We start from the raw sequence: 18148 nt of genomic DNA, 5'->3' as shown, positions 1-18148 counted from the left end.
GATGGATATCTTAAAGGGACATAAAAGCAAGATTTTCGCAGCTGTATTCATTGCGATAATAGGAGTAGGATTTGGTGTAATACCTTATTTTTCTGTAGCAGCCATTATTAATAACTTGGTTGCAAAAAATACAAATTTAAATAATTATTATCCATATATTTTTGCTGTATTTTTGGGATTTTTGGCAAGTATATTATTTCATGAAATATCTACTATTATTTCTCATAATCTTGCCTACAGGATTATTGAAGATAAAAGAAAGTTATTAGCTGACAAATTAAGTAAAATTTCTATGGGAGAAGTTGAAAGAAAAAGCAGCGGACAGTGGTCTCAATTTATGGTGGAAACACTTGATAAAATGGAAAAACCGATTGCTCATGTGATTCCAGAAGTTATTGCTAATATATTCATTCCTATAGTATTGATCATAACAATTTTTATAATGGACTGGAGAATAGGAATTGCAAATTTACTTACAATTCCATTGGGATTATTGTTCTCAATGTTAATGATGCGAGGTTATGAAGAAAAATCTAAAAGATACCAAGAAGCAGCTAAAGCTATGAATACGACAATGGTTGAATATGTAAATGGTATTAAAGTTATAAAAGCATTTAATAAATCAGCATCATCATTTGGGAAATTTAGAAAGACTGTTGAAGAGAATAAGAACGCAATGCTTGATTGGTATTTGAGTGTTTGTTTTTCAATGACAGCAACTATGGAAACTATCCCGTCAACTATGGTATTCGTTTTACCAGCTTCCTTGTATTTCTTTATGAAGGGTAGTGTTGAAGTAGGGACTCTTATCACGTGTATATTGCTATCATATGCTTCATATAAACCATTAATAAAAGCTATGAGTCATATGGAAACAATAGCAAATATAAAAGTTGTATTTGAAGAAATAAAAAAAATAATGGAAATTCCTAACTTAAAAAGAGGAGAAGAAGTAAGAGATATAAAATCTTATGATGTAGAGTTTAAAGATGTTACATTTGCATATGAAGAGTCAAAGAATGTATTAAATAATATTTCGTTTAAAGCAAATGAAAATGAGTTAACTGCAATCGTTGGAAATTCAGGTAGTGGAAAGTCTACTATTACAAAACTAATCGCAGGATTTTGGAATGTTTCTAATGGAGAAATTTTAATTGGAAAAACAAATTTGAACGAATTGCCTTTAAAACAGAATATGGAGCTTGTTAGCTATGTGTCGCAAGAAAACTTTCTTTTTAATAAAACAATATTAGAAAATTTAAAGATGGCGAAGGAAGATGCGAGTATGGATGAAATTAAAGAGGCTTGTGAAAAAGCGAGTTGCTATAATTTTATAAAGAGCCTACCAAATGGATATGAAACTATTGTAGGAAAGGGAGGAGCAAATCTTTCTGGAGGAGAAAAGCAAAGAATTGCAATAGCTAGGTGTTTTTTAAAGAATAGTCCTATTGTACTACTTGATGAAGCAACAGCATATTCTGATCCTGACAATGAATCAGTTATTCAACAGTCTATTGATAAGTTAATTAAAGATAAAACAGTGATTATGGTAGCTCACAGGTTATCTACAATTGTAAATGCAAATAAAATAATTGTGGTGGATAATGGAGAAGTAATTGAAGAAGGCACTCATAAACAATTACTAGAGTTAAATGGGAGATACAAAAAAATGTGGGATGTATATACAGAATCTAAAGAAATCGAGGTGATATAAAGTGAGAGAATTGATAAAAACTTTATATGAGGTGTCAGGGTCATATTCAAATAAAATAACAAAAATGCTTATTTTTGATGTATTTAAGGGAGTATTTGAAGGAGTTTCTTTAGGTGCAATTCTATTATGTTTGACCAAAATTTGTGAAAATATATTCACGAACCAAAGCATTTTAATGAAAGATGTGTATATTGTTTTTATTATTGCAGCTATAAGTGTGGTGGGAAAAATTATATTTGGATATCTGGCTGATAAAAACAAATATATTGCTTCGTACAATTTAGGAGCAGAAAATAGATTATATATTGGTGATCGTTTAAAAAATGTAAACATGGGATATTTCAGCACAAATTCTTTAGGGAATATAGCAGGAGCATTGTCAACTGTTATAGGTGAACTTGAAACAATAGGAGTTTTTATTATTGAGCAAATGCTTGTAGGTACAATACAGACACTAATTATGGTTATTTTCATACTACCTTATGATTTTGCAACAGCTATAATTATATTGTTGACTTTGATTGTTGGAACCTTAGTAAACTTATTCACACAAAAAAGCACAGATCAACTAACAGAGAGATTGTTAGGACTTAAATTGGATTTAAGTGAAAAAATGCTTGAGTATGTAAATGGGATAGGAATAACTAAAGCATTTGGAAAAGATAAAAATACAGTTAAGGAACTAAACGAAAGTATTACAAAAAGTCGCAAAGGCTTCCTTGCTGTAGAAAAAATTTTAGTTCCAACACAGTTTTTATTCTTGTTAGTATTTAAACTTGGTATTTGTGTGATAATTTTTAGTTCTATCATAAGATATTTATCAGGGGATATTGAAGTTACTAAAGCTATTATATTAATTGTTATGAGTTTTGTTGTTTTTTCTGGATTTGAATTAGCAGGAAGTATGCAGAGTATTAAGGGTGTTGCTGTACGAAATCTTAATACTGTTATAAATTTAAGAAATTTACCTGTAATTGAAGAAGGTGAAATGACAGAAGTAGATAAAGCAGAAATATCAATGAACAATATTTCATTTTCTTATGGAAAAGAACATCTTTTTAATAATCTAAGTATGCTTGTTCCAGATGGAAAAACAACTGCTCTTGTTGGATTTTCAGGAAGTGGTAAAACAACACTTTGCAATTTAATGGCGAGGTTTTGGGATGTAAATTCTGGCGAAGTAAAAGTTGGAAATCTAAATATTAAACAGTACAAGTATGATGAATTGCTTTCAAATTTTAGCTTTGTTTTTCAAGACGTGTATCTTTTTGATGATACCATAAAAAACAATATTAAGTTTGGTAATCCAAATGCAACAGATGAAGAAATGATAGATATTGCCAAAAAAGCTCAGTGCCATGATTTTATTATGAAATTGCCACAAGCTTATGATACTGTTTTGCAAGAAGGGGGTTCAAACCTATCTGGAGGTGAACGCCAGAGAATATCTATTGCGAGAGCTATGTTAAAGCCAAGTAAATTTGTAATTCTTGATGAGGCAACTTCAAGCGTAGATCCAGAAAATGAAAAACAATTATTAATTGCTTTGAAAAACTTATTAAAAGGCAAAACTGTTATTGTAATTGCACACAAGCTTTCTACTGTAAAAAATGCTGATCAGATAGTTGTTTTAAAAGATGGTGTTATAAAACAAGTAGGAACACATAGTGAACTTGCATCTAAACATGGAATATATAAGGATTTTATTGAAATCAGAAAACAATCTGAAAAGTGGAAGATTTAAATTTGAGTAATCGATCAATCTTAATTTTGGACGAGCCTACAAGTGGTTTGGATTTTAGAAATATGAAAGAAGTCTCTAATGAAATGATGAGGCTTAAAGAGGACGGAAAAACTATTTTTATTATTACACATGATCCGGAATTAGTAGAATGCTGTTGTAATTATTTTATGTTTATGGAGAATGGAAAAGTCAAATGGCATGGTATTAAAGATGAAAAGAATATGGAAAAAATTAGGGAATTCTTCGATCAAACTTAAAATTTGGCTGAAAAATATGGATGAAAAAAGGAGGTAATTTTATGAAACAAGATATGAAAGAACAATTATTAACAAAAAGACCCATAGATTTACTTTTTCAATTATCTATTCCTGCTGTAATAGGAATGATAGTAATAGGTCTTTATCCACTAATGGATGGAATTTTTGCAGGAAATATTATAGGACAAACTGCAATGACAGCTTGTGGTGTAGCTATGCCACTTACCTTTTTCAATAGTGGAGTATCTACACTCATAGGTGTAGGTTCTGCATCTGTTTTATCACGAGCGATTGGTAAAGGAGATCAGAAAACCGTAGATAAAATCATGGGCAACCTGATTTTCTGGGTGATTTTGTTTTCGACGATCATAACAGTTGGTGGAATACTACTTGCACCACATTTTTTAGATATGGTCGGAGCAACAGGTGAGATTAAAGCTTATGGTATCAGATACCTAAGAGTAATCTTTATCGGTTCCATCTTTGTAAATTTTACACAGTCCGCAAACATGGTTATGCGTGGCGAAGGTCTAATGAAAAAAGCCATGATGATAATGGGACTTGGAGCTTTACTGAATATCATTCTTGATCCGATTTTAATGACAGTTATGGGTGAATACGCCATTGAAGGTGCTGCCCTTGCAACGATTACAGCACAGTTTGTTCAGGCGGTTGTAACGCTGCACTACTTCCTGAAAAAGAGTAAAGTCGTTAAAATTCATAAGATTAAGTCCGATGAAGAAATAAAAAAAGAAATGTTTGGAGTAGGCTCATCAGCTATGATGATGCAGCTTCTGTTCATGATTCAACAGACTATGCTTTATAAAATGGCATTTAAGTATGGCGGAGATCCAAACGGAATTTTGATGGCAGCATCGCTTCGTGTATATGCCTTTTCGTTCATTCCACTTTGGGGAATGAGTCAAGGATTGCAGCCTGTTGTCGGAACAAACTTCGGAGCAAAGCAATATGACAGAGTAAGGCAAGCAATGAAGATATTTTCTATCGGAGGACTTATTCTTGCAGCAGTCTTTTGGATTCCATCATTGCTGTTATCAAGTCAGATACTTTCCTTATTTGGAGTAGAAACAAGTATCATAACACAGGGAGTTGGGAATTTCAGACTGTTCTATTCCGTATTTATTTTATATGGAGTAATGGTCATGAGCATTACATTTTTCCAATCTATTGGAAACGGAAAGAAAGCGGGGATTATTGTTATGCTTAGACAGCTGTTCCTGTTTGTCCCTGCAATGATTCTTTTGCCAATGGTATTTGGAGTAAAAGCTGTTTGGTTCACACAGCCCCTTGTTGATTTCATTATGATTGTTGTTGGAATCTTCATGATGCTTGGAGAACTAAATAAGATGAGCAAAGAAAAAGTACAAGCATGAAAATTCTTATTATGTGCGTGGACACCTGAAATAGTAGAAGGGCTTAATTTATGAGGAATAGTTAGTTGTAAAATGGAGCTGCACCCATACCCATTGAATTGCACCTACGCACCCTCATTTGCACCCATAGGTATCGATTTGCACCCATAGGCTGAAATTCTATCAATATATGATTTCCTTTCCATTCCATTTCAAAGGGTTTCAAATAATCTTGAAACCGCTTATTTAAGCCATTTGTTATTTTTGAAATAGCAAATGGCTTTCACTTTGTCTCCAATAATCTCGAACGGTTGCACACTTCGTCGCACGCTGAAGGCATAATCTTTGTGTAAAATGAGAATAATGATTCATCATCCCCCCCGGTTGATTGGTTTTCGTCGACATAATTTTACCGGAAAACGGTGAATCATTTTTCGTCGCACTTAGATTGTAAATTCAAGACCAAAAAAGCCACCATACTCGATGGAACATCGATAAGACAGTGGCTTTAAAGCTATCTTTCTAAATCACTATGTTTCAATGACGAGTCGGGCTTAGAAAGATTCATTCTCTTAGTTGCTTGATCTTTTAACTCGACACCGGAAATTCCTTTTTTGTAAATCATTTTTACTAGATCGGTTTTTTCATCTGTAGAGTAATAATGGCTGAGCAAGGTATTGAACTCTAGAATATCTTTTTCCCTGATTGTTAGAATACCCTTACCGTGGCTTATAAGATCTTTATTAGCAATAAGTGAAGCAGTTCGTTTATTTCCGTCCCAAAAAAGTTGAGCTTTCATCATCCACAGCATTCGTTCAATCGCTCTTTCCGTTGCATTATTTATTTTTTCGAATGCTAAAAGTTTTGTTTTTACTTCGCCTTCTTCAGGTATTGGTGGTATATAATCTGTTCCACCAATACCAACACGACCCGTCCTCAACTCTCCCCAGGCAAGCGCTTCATCTTTCGCAATTTCATAATGCAGGTTTTTTATGAAATCAAGAGTAATGGGTTCTTCGATGTTCTTTAAAAGAAATTGCCAAGCATGCTTTAAATTTAAAATCGTACTGACGGCAGAAATATCTACATTCTGCATCTTCGCTTTTTCAAGAATAGTATAAGTTTCAGGGAAGGTAACATTTAATCCTTCCAACTTGGCACTATTATAAATGCTGTCTACTAAATTACGTTTTGCGTAAGCAATATTTTGTGAAAGCGTCATATTATACTTATTGTTCATTCATAACCTCCGAAACAAACAGAGAAAAGCTTATATAGTCTAAAGTAATTTCAGTACAATCATCTTTCAAAGGAACGAGATTTTTCTACCTGTAATTCAATCTCATAATCCTTAATTGCTTTTTCTTCTTCTTCACAAATCAAAAATAAAAACTTTTCAAGGTTCTGATCTTTAGCGTACTGATCGAGGCTTTCGTAATATTCAGCCCGATTCTCTGTAGAAATGTTAATTGGCAAGAAATCATCGGCCATTAAGATATAATTCATAAGCAATCGTGCTGTCCTACCATTGCCATCGGCAAAAGGATGAATTTTGACAAACTCTGCATGCACCCATGCAGCTAGTTCTAATGTTGATGAATCCTTCTTTCGGATTGTATATTGTTCTATGAAATATGACATCTCATTTCTAACCTCTGTCCAATCGATAGGAATAAAGGAAGCACCCGAGATCCGTACATTAGTTTGACGATAGACACCTCCGGGAAAAATATTTTCCGTGATAATCTGGTGGAGGTCTTTGATTAAGTCTTCTGTGAATTCTCTGTTTTCTAAAATCGCTTTTTTTACATACTCAAAGGCTTTCTGATGATTAATCACTTCATAGAGTTCTCTTAATTTTTTTCCTCCTACTGTAATTCGATCCACTAGAAGAGTTTTTACTTCAAAAATTGAAAGAGTGTTTCCTTCCATCTTTGTAGATTCATGAGCGAATCGAATAGCGAAATCTTCCTCGTAACTGGTTAAAAAATGTTGTGAAATGGTTTGTATCTTTTGATTCAAATGTCTTTTTCTAGTTTCTAATTCTTGAAGTTTATTCTTCATTTACTCTCACTCCTGACATTTTATGCTCTTTATATTCTGCTATAATATCATTCTAAATTCTATCACAAACATTGAATATCTGAATGAAATTGAGTAGCAATCAATTGAAAAAATCCAGAAAGCCTTTCGTTTCTAATTTAAAGTTTTCTTTAGTTTGAAAACAGAACACTACACTGACTATTTATCGTTACACACTGGTTGCACACTATTTATTCCAAACGGGTTTATCATGCGATTTATAAGCCTATATCCTAGACCCCCGCCGTCTCCACCATAAAAGCCGGACTTATAATGCAGTCCGGCTATTTTTATGCCCTTTAATTAAAAAAGATTCTATGTCAATCATTGGGGAATCCGGTGTAAACCTGGCTTCTTTTATTCATGCTAAAGCGCACAAAAATATCCATTGAGGAGAATGCTCCCCAATGGATGTGATAGAGCCTAAATCCTTGCTATATCAATCGAAAATTGCTTCTGCTTCTTAATGCTGAGTCGAAATGAAAGTTATAAACCGTTCTAAAGCAGGAGAAGCTTCAACTGTCGAAGAACGTGCCACTACAAGCTTACGTTTATAATGTTCCGTAAATGAGCGTACGCACACGTCAAACGGGATATTGTAGAGCAACAAATTAGGAAGAATGGCTATTCCAAATCCCTGCTCCACCATTTTAATGACAGTGTAGTCTTCATTGATGTAAAACTGAACATTTGGTTCCATTCTATACATACGGAAAAGTTCCCCGGTTTCATAGTCAGTATCATCTGCAGACATAATAAAATCCTGTCCCATCACATCCGAAAAGGAAATCATAAGTTTCTTAGATAACGGGTGATGCTTGGGCATGACAAGCATCAATTCATCTTCACCAAGTGTTGTGTTGGGTAGGTCTTGTGCAGCGTATTCTGAAGTAAAGATGCAGTCTAATTCTCCTTCTTGAAGTTTATAATTTAATTCTTGGAAACTACTAACGTAGAGCTGAAAGGTAATTTTAGGATATAGAGCCGTGAATTTTTTCAAAATTCCAGGTAGCCAGTGGTAAGCAATACTCTGAATCGTGCCAATTCGTATAAGCCCTACTTCCAACCCACTAATCTTAGCAGCAAATTGCTCGATGTGTGCCCGAGACGATTGTATGTTTTTTAACTCCTCAAAAATTTTCTCCGTTCCGGGGAGAGGTGTCATACCTGCTTTTGAGCGCTTAAAGAGTGCGATACCAATTTCTTTTTCATAGTTGCTAATGGCTTGACTGACAGCAGATTGAGTATAATTTAATCTAGTAGCTGTCTTAGAAATACTATGTGTCTCGTAGACATCCAAGATGAAATCGATTTTTGACATGTATAATAACCTCCGATTGAGTTAATAAACACCTCTCGTTTGTTGTATTTTAGTAGAAAAAACAAATTTCTGCAATGCAGATGAAATTTAACGTCGTTAATTATACTAATAATACCGTTCACTAAATGTGAATTTACAACCGATAATCAGACAAAAAACCGTCCTTAAGAAAATGTTAAGTTTGACATTAATCTTTCACTCTTCAATTTGATATAAAAATCGCATATGATGAAGTTGTTCAAAAGAACATGAAATAGCAGAAAGGAGATTATAGGATGGGTTGTAGTTATTGGAACGGAGCTGAGGCGGCACATAGACGTGTCATGATGAAAGCTGCCGGTTATTCGGATGAAGATATTCGCAAGAAACCACATATCGGCATACCAAATTCCTACATGGCAGGTTCCCCCGGAACGGCACACCTTCGTCAAGTGACAGAAGCGGTGAAAGAAGGAATCTGGGCCGCAGGCGGAATCCCTGTAGAATTCGGAATTCCAGCAACTTGTGGTAATGTGGCAAATGGCGCCGATGAAATGAAATACGAGCAAGTAGGGCGAGATATTGTCGCCATGTCCATTGAATTTGTATCCAGAGTACATAACTTTGATGCAATCTGTTGTGTAGCCACTTGCGATCTGATTATTGCAGGATGCTATCTGGCGGCTTGTCGGCTGGATATCCCGGCCATGGTTGTAACCGGCGGATCTATGCAAGCAGGCAACTATCGTGGGGAGACAGTAGTAGAAGCCGACTTGGATACGGCGAGATTTTCAGGCGCATCAGAGGCAGAATTATTCGATATGGAAGAGTGCGTGTGTCCTTCCTTTGGTGCCTGTCCATCGATGGGAACAGCGAACACGATGCAAATGTTAGGCGAGGTATTAAATCTTGTCATGCCCGGAACATCAACAATTCCTGCCTCTGATAATGCACGTATTAGAGCTGCAAGAACAGCGGGCAAATATATGGTTGAACTTGCGAAGTCGGGGCGTACTCCAAAAGATTTAATCACAAGGGACGTTTTGGAAAACGCCATTATGTTTGACATGGCAGTAGCGGGATCCACGAATGCTGTGCTCCATATTTTGGCATATGCTTATGAACTGGGAATCAAACTTACTTTAGATGATTTTGAAAAATATGCAAACGAAATCTATTGCATCAATGCGGTTATACCAAGTGGTCCCTATACCGTAGTTGACTTTCACTATGCAGGCGGCGTGAAGAGCGTCATGAAGCAATTGGAAAGTAAATTGCACACCGATGCCCCCACAATCTATGGAAATACTTGGGCAGATATTCTAGAAACTGTAAAAGATGTGCCCAATGAAGTAATTCATTCACTTGAAAATCCGGTTTCAAAAGAACCCGGACTTAAAGTACTTCGTGGAAACATTTCGCCGGTAGGGTCCATTGTGCGACCTACAGCTGTATATGAAGAAGTGCGCTATATCAAGGGTAAAGCAAAAGTTTATGACTGCGATCAAGATGCCTATCAAGCAATCATGAATGGAGATATTGTTGCAGGTGATATTCTGGTTATTCGCTATGAGGGATGCAAGGGTGCCCCGGGAATGAAAGAGTTAATGCTAAGCATCGATGCTTTGATCGGCTTGGGACTTGACAAAAAAGTTGGATTGATTACGGATGCACGTTTTTCCGGCTTTAACTATGGAGCCATTGTCGGCCACGTTTCACCGGAGGCATATGATGGTGGTGTCATCGCGTTAATTGAAAATGGTGATGAAATAGAAATGGATATTGCCGGCGGATCAGTCAATCTTTTGATTTCAGATGAAGTGCTAGAGGAAAGAAGAAAATCTTGGGTTCGTCCGGCATTGAAACAAGAAAAGGGCGTACTGAACATCTATGCGCAAAATTGCAGACCTGCTGAAGAAGGAGGCGCAATGCAACCTTGGCCATTAGATGCTGATTACAACTACCATCACGAATAAAGTTAAATAGACTGATCAGAAAATTATATTATTCTGCCATTGCAGGAAAGGAGAAGAAACATGCCGCATATCAATATTAAGTTATATCCCGGAAAAGAAGATGATATGAAGAAAAAGCTTGCTGAATCCGTTAGGACGGCACTTGCAGAAACTTCCGGAACTTGGAAGGAAGGTGATATCTCCGTATCGGTAGAAGAGATTGCTCCTGAAGCTTTTGAGGCAAAAACAAAATCAAGTTTTTCTAAAGAAGAATTGTTACTTGATTCCGATTATATCAATTTTAAATAGAACACATTGAAAGCTATGATCAGGCTCATTACTAGAGGCTCTGAATTTTGATGCGCCTACATTGTGATTGGTCAACATAGCATTCGAAAAATATAGTTTACCTGATTTGGAGGAAAGATATGCTATTACTTTCAAGAGAAGATATTAAAAGCGTTGTAACAATGAGAGACATGATTGAAGCAAATAAAAAAGCTTTCAAAATGACAGTCGATCAAACAATTGACGCACCACTGCGCACAGTCATAAACGGAAAAGATAACGATACCTTCATATTTATGCCTTCCTACGCACCTGATTTAGATGTAGCAGGTATAAAGGTTATCGACATTTTCCCCAATAATATTGATCAAGGACTTATGACCTCCCCGGCTCAAGTTCTCCTGATTGACGGAACCAATGGATATGTCATTGCGTTAATGGACGGAACCTATGTTACGCAACTTCGCACGGGAGCATCTTCAGGTGCCGCATTCGATCTACTTGCTAAGCAAGAATGTAAAAAAGGCGCCATGATAGGAACCGGCGGTCAAGCAGCGACACAACTCGAAGCGATGCTTACAGCGAGAAAATTGGAAACGGTCAAAATTTTTGACTTAAATGAAGAACGGTGCAAAGCATTTGCAAAAGAAATGCAAGAGGAATTAGCAGATTATGGTGCAGAAATTGTACCGGCAAAAAGTTCGGACGATTGCATTGAAGATGCTGATTTAATCATCACGGTCACTCCTTCGTCGAAACCGGTATTTGATGGCACAAAAGTAAAAGCCGGCGCAACCCTTAGCTGTGTAGGCACATATGAACCTCATAAGCACGAGATGGATCCGGAAATCTTAAAGAGAGCTTCAAAGATAATATGCGATTCTAAAGAGGCAGCTCTTGCAGAGACGGGTGATCTTTTGATTCCGATCAGTGATGGAATTATTACTGAAAATGACATACAAGGAAGTCTTGGCGATGTTATTAATGGAACCATCAAAGGAAGAGAAAATGACGATGAAATTATAGTCTATGAAACGGTTGGTGTTGCAGCTCAAGATTTAGTAGCGTCTAAAATAATCTATGATAAAGCAAAAAAAGCCGGAATAGGGATGAACTGGTAAAATAGGGGCTGTTGTAGAATAGGATGGCTTATTTTGCAACTGCCCTTTAAAATTGGGATAAAACGCTATAAAGGAAAAATTCACAATGGTTTTTCGATCATTATTTAAATAGTTTAGCAGAGTTCTTCATTCACAACCACATGAAGTTATAATCTAATGGCACGACGATGGTAGGGCATTCAGTACAAGAGAACCGATGATGTTTGTAACTGTAACCATGCTTTGTATTTATATTAAATTAAGGCACCCGTTCGAAATTAATGATCGATAGATTGAATTATTTTTTGCCTGATTTATCTATTTTTCATGATCCATAGCACACTGGTTGCACAATATGATAGAAAAAGAACTATTTCATGCGATTTACAAACCTATATGCTTGATCCCTGCTGGCTCCACTAAAAAGTCGGATTGTAAATGTAGTCCGGCTTTTTCTATGCCCTGAAAAAATATGGCGGTCCTTAAATTAAAAAAGCGGGATAATCGAAAAATAGGAACGAGATTTCGAATCGTAATTTGCGAAAAGGGCCGTTTTCGAAAATAAGAGATGCAGAACGCGACTCCTTTTTTCAAAAAAGCGGCGTTTTTTGATTTTACGGTGGTATAATAAAAGGGATTCGTAAGAAAATTTCAGTTGCGTCCGGGGGTGATTTCATGATGTATCTGCATAAGGTTTTTTACGCCGACAAAAAGAACTTTGAATCGACTTATAAGAGTCGTCTGAATTTCGAAGAGACATTGAGAACCAAGCTATATATCACGCCCTATGGTCACGACGAATCTTATGAGCTTTATTACGTCTATAATCGCGACACCGCAAGGCACATCGATCGCATCCGACAAAACGACACTGTATTAAACGACTTGCAAAGTCAACTGCCCGTCGTCGCGCAAAGGGCATTTTTGATCGAGCTTATTTCCGGCGAACTCCAAAGCACAAACGAGCTCGAAGGCGTGCAGTCCGTCAAAGACGAGATCGCGGAAACCACGCGAAAGATCGTCACATCGGGCCGTGGAGGAAATGACCGCTTCTCGAGCATGATCAACTCCTATCTTTTGTTGAAGGACTCTTTGAAAACGCCGAAAGATCTCGACGATATTCGAAAGATTTACGATGAAGTCACGTCGGGAGAAATAGAAGACTCGGACAGGCCGGACGGAAAATACTTTAGAAAAGAAGTGGTCTATGTCCAAAAATTCAACGCCGTGGACGGCGAGATTATTCACCGGGGCATCCTCGGTGAAAGGGAGATCGAAAGGGAAGTGCACCATCTTCTCGATTTCATGTCCGACGATACCGTGGATCTGCTTCTGAGAATCGCCGTCGGTCACTATTACTTCGGCTACATTCACCCCTTTTATGACGGAAACGGCCGTCTCAGTCGCTTTATCGGCAGCCTCTATTTAGTCGAAAAGTATAATTATTTTACCGCCATGTCCCTGGCTCGTGGATCGTGGATTAAAAAGACGGATTACTACAAAGCGTTCAGCAAGACGAATCTGCCTCAAAGCCGAGGAGAAATGAATTTCTTCATCGATGCCTTTTTCAAACTGCTCATTGCGGGACAGGAAGATATCATCGACTACCTGAACAGAAATCTGGAAAAATTAAACCGCGCGGAAAGGTGCATCGAAGAAGATGCCGAGCTGGACACGCAATTTAAGAGGAGCACGATGTTTTTCCTGGCTCAAAATTACCACTTCGATTACAATTCCGGCATGGAACGAAGAGAGCTCTTGGATTTTTTCAATGAAGACATCAGCAAGTACAAGGCGTCCCGGGAATTTGAGGAACTGGAAAAAAGCGGCTATATAAAGAGGACAAAGGACCGGCCCATCACCTATGTTTTAAACGAGTCCTTTATTCGTAAACTGTAAATAACTTTTTAACCACCTTCGGGTGGTTTTTTGTTAATTGAATGGACTGTTTCATTGCAAGAAAAAAGGGAGTACATGATGTACTCCCTAAAAAACAGTTTTTATTTGTTGCTTACAGCCGTGAGGATGTCGTTGTATGCCCAGTGATCGGAGGTAATGTCCGTAAAGGGATTTTCGACGACGGTTTTTTGTAAGCGGAAGGTACGGTTTGCCATGGCGACAGCTTCGGCGCGGCTGACAAGTGCGTCGGGGCGGAAGGTGTTGTCGCCGTAACCTTTAATAATGCCTTGTGCGTAGGCTTTGTCGATGGCATCCTTTGCCCAGTGGCCGGCCGTGTCTTTAAAGGGGCTGGGGGTGGTTTCGTCTTTTAAGACGTGGGAGAGGATGACGGCAAATTCCGCGCGGGTAATGGGTTGATCGGGCTTAAAGGATCCGTCGGGATAGCCTTTCATATAACCGGCCTTGACCACGTCGTTGATAGCGGCGTTGTACCAGCCGTCGGCGTCCTTAAAGTCGGGCTTGGTGCTGTCTCCACCGGTGAGCTTGCAAAGTCTTGCCAAGATGGCGGCGGCTTCGGCACGGTTCATGGACTTGGCCGGGCGGAAGGTGTGATCCGGGTAACCGGCGATGTAGCCCTTTGTGGGAGCCGGTTTTTCTTCCGGTTTCGCTACTTCTTTCGTCGGTGTCGAGGGAAGAATGAAATAGCCGCTGCCGGATCCCGTGTTCGAAGGAGAATCGGGCTTGCTCGGCGTCGAGGGGTTCGACGGGTTCGAGGGGTTGGAAGGATCGGAGGGGGTGGAAGGATCCACCGGCTTTTCTGCCTTTCCGTAAACCAATACGATTTCGCCCTTCTTGTTTTTCAGTTGTTCAACGGTTTTGCCGTCGTAGTAGGCGGGGCCGTAGTGGTTGGGTCCGGTCTTGCCTTTGACGATTTCATCGGTGTCGGGAACCTTGTAGCCTTCGAAATCTTTTCTAAAGCCGTCCTTGTCTCTTAAGGGCAAGAGCTTTTGAAGGTCACAGGGATGCAGATGATTGTAGGCTTTAACCGTTTCAGGTTTGATGATGTTATTGCCGTCTTTGTCCACGTGGCGGACGATAACCTCGGTGAGTTCCTTATCGATATTTTTCTTGGAGTCTTCGTGGTCGAAGCGAACGGTGGCGGTGACGGTGACTTCGCTGTCGAAGTTCACGCCGTCGGGGGCGACTTCGTATTTAAAGGTGGTGCCTTCTTCATAGCCCGGCCATTTGTCCGGTTGATAGCCCCGGGGCAAGATAACTTCCATAAGCATATTGTTGCCCTTGCCCGTCATGCCCGGGGTACCGCCGTGGATGCCGTCCAGCATGGTCATGAGGATGCGGGTGCCGCTGTCTTGAGTGGCGTCGTAAATCGGGGACCAGTAGACGCCGTTTTTGTCGATGAGGCGCAGGCGGGTGTGGTCGGCATTTAAATTGGCGCCGTAGATCCAGACCAAGGTCTTCTTGGATTCTTGTCCCGTGGGCAAATTGGTGTGGGTAATATCGCCGTCGTCCGCATTGCCGTAGGATTGAATTTGCATAAAGTCGATTTGCGGCGCGTCGGCTTCTGCGTCTTTCGGCAGAACCGAAACCACCATGCGGCGGAAGCGGTTTTGCATGTTGGAAACTTCCGACGAGTATTGTACGCCGTCGGTGGAAACGAGGACGCTGTAGCTTTGTACGCGATCCGTCGTGTTGGCCGGGGCGGTAAAGGTAATGGTTCTTTCGTTGGGGCTGCCTGTAATTTCGGGGGTCACCTTGAGGTCTGTCTTTTCCTTGTTGTTTTCAAGAATCTTTACCTTCAAATCCTCGGGGAGATTGTAGCCTTTCAGCTTCAGGACGACTTTTCCGCCTTCGGATTCAAGCTTGTAACCTTGTTCAAATTCGGCGTCTTCGATATAAGGTGTATCTCTTGTGATGGTTTGTTCGAAGGCTTTGTTTTCCGTATCACTTTTCAGTTTAAAGGCACGGGCGTCGACGACCAGCTTATAGGTTTTCTTATCCTTAAAGATCGGATCCTTAAAGTCGATGCGCAAGGTGTTGCCGTCAAAGGTGACCTTGTCGTCTGCGCTTAAATTGATGGTGTCGCTTCCCGCGAGGATATGCACATTCTTTATAATGGCATTGGCGCGGGCTTCTTCCACCGGTTCGTGGAAATCGACGACGAGAGAATGGTCGCTAATGGTAAAGACTTTTTTAGGGACGAGAGATTCCGTTTCGCGATTGGATCCTTCCGATGTTTGATAAATGGCTTTTTCGACGAAGTTGGTGCCGTCCACGGAAGCTTTAAAGACGAATTTCGTGTCCTTGTTCACTTCCGGGAAGGTGAAGGAAGCGGATTTTACTGTGTCGCGTCCAATGAAGCTGCCCTTCATGTAGTTGCCGAGCGTCACTTCCGTTTCTGTGCCGTTTTCTACTTTAAAAAGCTTCGTCACGAGCTCTGCCTTGTCCAGATCCGTGCCTTTAATCGTAACGGTGGTATCTCCGCCTGCCAGGGGCAGCTGGTCATTGGTGGCGGAAATGCTGCTGATGCTTGCATTAACGGCTTCTCCGGCGGCTTGGGTAAAGGTGGCTACCGGATCATCTTGGAAGACGGTGTCATTTCCCGTGGCGTTAAAGGTAACTTTGTAAACGACGGGGGAAGTTTTTTTGTTTTCGGGGAAGTTGATGGTGACGGATTTTCTCGCCTTATCTCCCGTGACCGTATAGGGAAGGGTTACATCCTTTCCGTTTGCCGTGATGTGCAGTTTCACATTATTGGCATCGGTGGGTGGTGTGGCGATCACATTGAATGTCTTTTCAGAAGCGGCGGCGTCAATTTGTTCATTGACTTCGGCCATCATAATAATCTCTGAAGTTGGAGTAACCGGGGGTGTCGCTTCTTTCTTTGCCACGGTGATGGTGGCCTTTTGCGCTTGAGTATCCTTTTCCGCCTTGGCTTCCACGGTGTAGGTGATGTCATTGTCCATGTCGTTTTTCGGCAGGGCGAGGGTGAAGTTACGGTCGTCTTTTGCGACGGGCGTAAGGTCAGGTACAGGTGTACCGTCTTTTTTCACCGTCCATTGAATATCGCCTGCCTTGGCATTTTCCGCTATGACGTTTAAGGCGACATTTCCGCCCGCTGTCGGTAGGCTTGTGGGATCTGCAATTAAGCCTTTGACTGTCGGTACGGCAGGTGCGACCGGTCCTTCTTTTGTCGTAACGACGATGTTTTCTTTAACAGGCTTACTCGTGCCATTATTCAAAATAAATTTTATCAAGTACTTTTGTTCGACACCCGAAGTATTTTTTGGAATTGTCAAAGTGCCTTTCAAGCCACCTGAAACTTCAGTCCATGTAATGGGGAACTCTTTTGGACCTTCGCCTATGAGATAGATGGAAGGCGTAATATCCGTCGGCTCTAAGTTCTCGCCTTGTAGCGTTATTTCCACATCACCGCCGGTTTTAGGAAGACTTTTAGGGTCGATGGTGATGCCCGTCAAGGTCTTTTCGGTGGATGCTGCGCCAGATTTTGCCTTGACCGTAATTTTCACGGTTCGACTCGAGCCGTTTGCCGTAGAGAAAGTGGTGGTGTAGACGATGTCCTTATCTTCCGGCGCGGCCGGCATCTCCGCCGACGCCATCAATCCCTTGAATGGAATAAAGTTCCAGTTAATTTCATCGGTGTCTACGCCGTCTTTCTTGGTGACAGCTTTAACGCTATCTTTCGACAGATTGTCCCCGGTAAGGGTTACGGAGACATAACGGGAATCAGCATCCGGCGCCACAACAAACTCGGAGGCCTTGATTCCCGTAATCTTAGGTTCAGCCGTATTCTTCGCCTTTACCGTAATGGTAATGACGTTCTTTTCGTCATATTTTGTGTCTGCTTTTTCCTTAATATAGAATTTGTAGACCACATCCTTGGGCGTTTTGTTTTCCGGCAGGTGACCGGAATATTCCACCCCGTTCATGTTTTGACCGTCATGGGCGACGATTAAGTCAAATTTAAAATCAGTTAACGGCTTGTCATCTTTTACGACAGCGCATTCCATGGCATCAGGTTTTACATTTACCGAGTCGTAGCGGAATTTAATGGCGCCGCCATTTGCAGGCAACGTGCCTTCTTTGCCGCCGGTAATATCCGGGTTCGGTGTTTCCAAAATAGTTTTAAATCTTGCCTTTCCACCCGTTTCCGGCATTTCGCCTTGGGCAAAGACTTTTGCCGTAGGCGCGGTGCTCGTCAGAAAGAGCAGTAGGGCCATCAATAGGGCCAGTGTTCGTTTCATATATCCTCCTTTTCATTGGCCGAAGTGTCGGCGAGTTATTTTTCCCAGAATCTATTATACGGATTGCAAAGCATTGTTTTATCGTATTTCCACTCTATAGAAAAATATTTTTCGTTCGGGGGGGTGTATCGAAAAATTCGATTGTTGAAGGGC

General features: G+C 40.0%; 12 protein-coding genes. 8 read left to right on the top strand and 4 right to left on the bottom strand.

What is annotated here, in order from left to right:
* The first annotated feature begins 1 nt into the window (after window position 1).
* From BN7444_RS02055 to BN7444_RS02040, 4 genes are read left to right on the top strand one after another with little or no spacing between them, the layout of a single operon-like run.
* Complete coding sequence (locus tag BN7444_RS02055) at window positions 2–1714, top strand: ABC transporter ATP-binding protein (protein ID WP_050198508.1); 1713 nt, start codon at window positions 2–4, stop codon at window positions 1712–1714.
* A 1-nt stretch (window position 1715) separates the two neighbouring features.
* Window positions 1716–3458 (top strand): ABC transporter ATP-binding protein, encoded by a 1743-nt coding sequence (locus BN7444_RS02050; RefSeq protein ID WP_068455085.1) that lies wholly within the window; start codon window positions 1716–1718, stop codon window positions 3456–3458.
* Window positions 3446–3715, top strand: a complete 270-nt coding sequence (locus BN7444_RS02045; RefSeq protein WP_082941213.1) for an AAA family ATPase — start codon at window positions 3446–3448, stop codon at window positions 3713–3715. The genes BN7444_RS02050 and BN7444_RS02045 overlap by 13 nt, the downstream gene beginning before the upstream one ends.
* A gap of 41 nt (window positions 3716–3756) precedes the next feature.
* Window positions 3757–5109 (top strand): MATE family efflux transporter, encoded by a 1353-nt coding sequence (locus BN7444_RS02040; RefSeq protein WP_068455079.1) that lies wholly within the window; start codon window positions 3757–3759, stop codon window positions 5107–5109.
* A 493-nt stretch (window positions 5110–5602) separates the two neighbouring features.
* Here the strand turns inward: BN7444_RS02040 and BN7444_RS02035 are convergent, their stop codons facing one another.
* The 3 genes from BN7444_RS02035 to BN7444_RS02025 all read right to left on the bottom strand — a co-directional run bounded on the left by BN7444_RS02035 (window position 5603) and on the right by BN7444_RS02025 (window position 8491).
* On the bottom strand, window positions 5603–6328 hold the full coding sequence (locus tag BN7444_RS02035) for a Fic family protein (RefSeq protein WP_068455078.1): 726 nt from the start codon (window positions 6326–6328) through the stop codon (window positions 5603–5605).
* Between the two features lie 59 nt (window positions 6329–6387).
* A complete protein-coding gene (locus tag BN7444_RS02030) occupies window positions 6388–7152 on the bottom strand; it encodes a Fic family protein (protein ID WP_068455076.1) in 765 nt (254 codons plus the stop codon).
* A 481-nt stretch (window positions 7153–7633) separates the two neighbouring features.
* Window positions 7634–8491, bottom strand: coding sequence for a LysR family transcriptional regulator (locus BN7444_RS02025; protein WP_068455071.1), 858 nt, complete (start codon window positions 8489–8491; stop codon window positions 7634–7636).
* A gap of 275 nt (window positions 8492–8766) precedes the next feature.
* Between BN7444_RS02025 and ilvD the strand changes: the two genes are divergently transcribed.
* From ilvD to BN7444_RS02005, 4 genes are all read left to right on the top strand, one after another.
* A complete protein-coding gene (gene ilvD, locus BN7444_RS02020; protein WP_068455069.1) occupies window positions 8767–10446 on the top strand; it encodes a dihydroxy-acid dehydratase in 1680 nt (559 codons plus the stop codon).
* Between the two features lie 60 nt (window positions 10447–10506).
* Window positions 10507–10734: a tautomerase family protein gene (locus BN7444_RS02015; RefSeq protein WP_068455066.1), complete on the top strand. Its 228-nt coding sequence runs from the start codon at window positions 10507–10509 to the stop codon at window positions 10732–10734.
* A gap of 119 nt (window positions 10735–10853) precedes the next feature.
* Window positions 10854–11834, top strand: coding sequence for an ornithine cyclodeaminase family protein (locus BN7444_RS02010; RefSeq protein ID WP_068455064.1), 981 nt, complete (start codon window positions 10854–10856; stop codon window positions 11832–11834).
* 654 nt (window positions 11835–12488) lie between these two features.
* On the top strand, window positions 12489–13712 hold the full coding sequence (locus tag BN7444_RS02005) for a Fic family protein (RefSeq protein ID WP_068455053.1): 1224 nt from the start codon (window positions 12489–12491) through the stop codon (window positions 13710–13712).
* Window positions 13713–13813: 101 nt separating this feature from the next.
* Here BN7444_RS02005 and BN7444_RS02000 read toward each other — a convergent pair whose 3' ends face one another.
* Window positions 13814–17995 carry an S-layer homology domain-containing protein gene (locus BN7444_RS02000; protein ID WP_068455050.1) on the bottom strand — a complete coding sequence of 1394 codons (4182 nt, stop codon included), beginning with the start codon at window positions 17993–17995 and terminating at the stop codon, window positions 13814–13816.
* Between the last annotated feature and the right edge of the window lie 153 nt (window positions 17996–18148).

It is taken from the genome of Peptoniphilus pacaensis, assembly GCF_900088125.1.
Lineage (GTDB): Bacteria > Bacillota > Clostridia > Tissierellales > Peptoniphilaceae > Aedoeadaptatus > Aedoeadaptatus pacaensis.
The sequence above is the reverse complement of the archived record's forward strand: the minus strand, read 5'-3'. Positions and strand labels throughout refer to the sequence as shown.

Excerpts from the sequence above, each read along its gene's own strand:
- BN7444_RS02015 (WP_068455066.1), top strand. The coding sequence starts at position 10,507 with ATGCCGCATATCAATATTAAGTTATATCCCGGAAAAGAAGATGATATG.
- BN7444_RS02010 (WP_068455064.1), top strand. The coding sequence starts at position 10,854 with ATGCTATTACTTTCAAGAGAAGATATTAAAAGCGTTGTAACAATGAGA.
- BN7444_RS02000 (WP_068455050.1), bottom strand. The coding sequence starts at position 17,995 with ATGAAACGAACACTGGCCCTATTGATGGCCCTACTGCTCTTTCTGACG.
- BN7444_RS02025 (WP_068455071.1), bottom strand. The coding sequence starts at position 8,491 with ATGTCAAAAATCGATTTCATCTTGGATGTCTACGAGACACATAGTATT.
- BN7444_RS02005 (WP_068455053.1), top strand. The coding sequence starts at position 12,489 with ATGATGTATCTGCATAAGGTTTTTTACGCCGACAAAAAGAACTTTGAA.
- BN7444_RS02030 (WP_068455076.1), bottom strand. The coding sequence starts at position 7,152 with ATGAAGAATAAACTTCAAGAATTAGAAACTAGAAAAAGACATTTGAAT.
- BN7444_RS02040 (WP_068455079.1), top strand. The coding sequence starts at position 3,757 with ATGAAACAAGATATGAAAGAACAATTATTAACAAAAAGACCCATAGAT.
- ilvD (WP_068455069.1), top strand. The coding sequence starts at position 8,767 with ATGGGTTGTAGTTATTGGAACGGAGCTGAGGCGGCACATAGACGTGTC.
- BN7444_RS02035 (WP_068455078.1), bottom strand. The coding sequence starts at position 6,328 with ATGAACAATAAGTATAATATGACGCTTTCACAAAATATTGCTTACGCA.
- BN7444_RS02055 (WP_050198508.1), top strand. The coding sequence starts at position 2 with ATGGATATCTTAAAGGGACATAAAAGCAAGATTTTCGCAGCTGTATTC.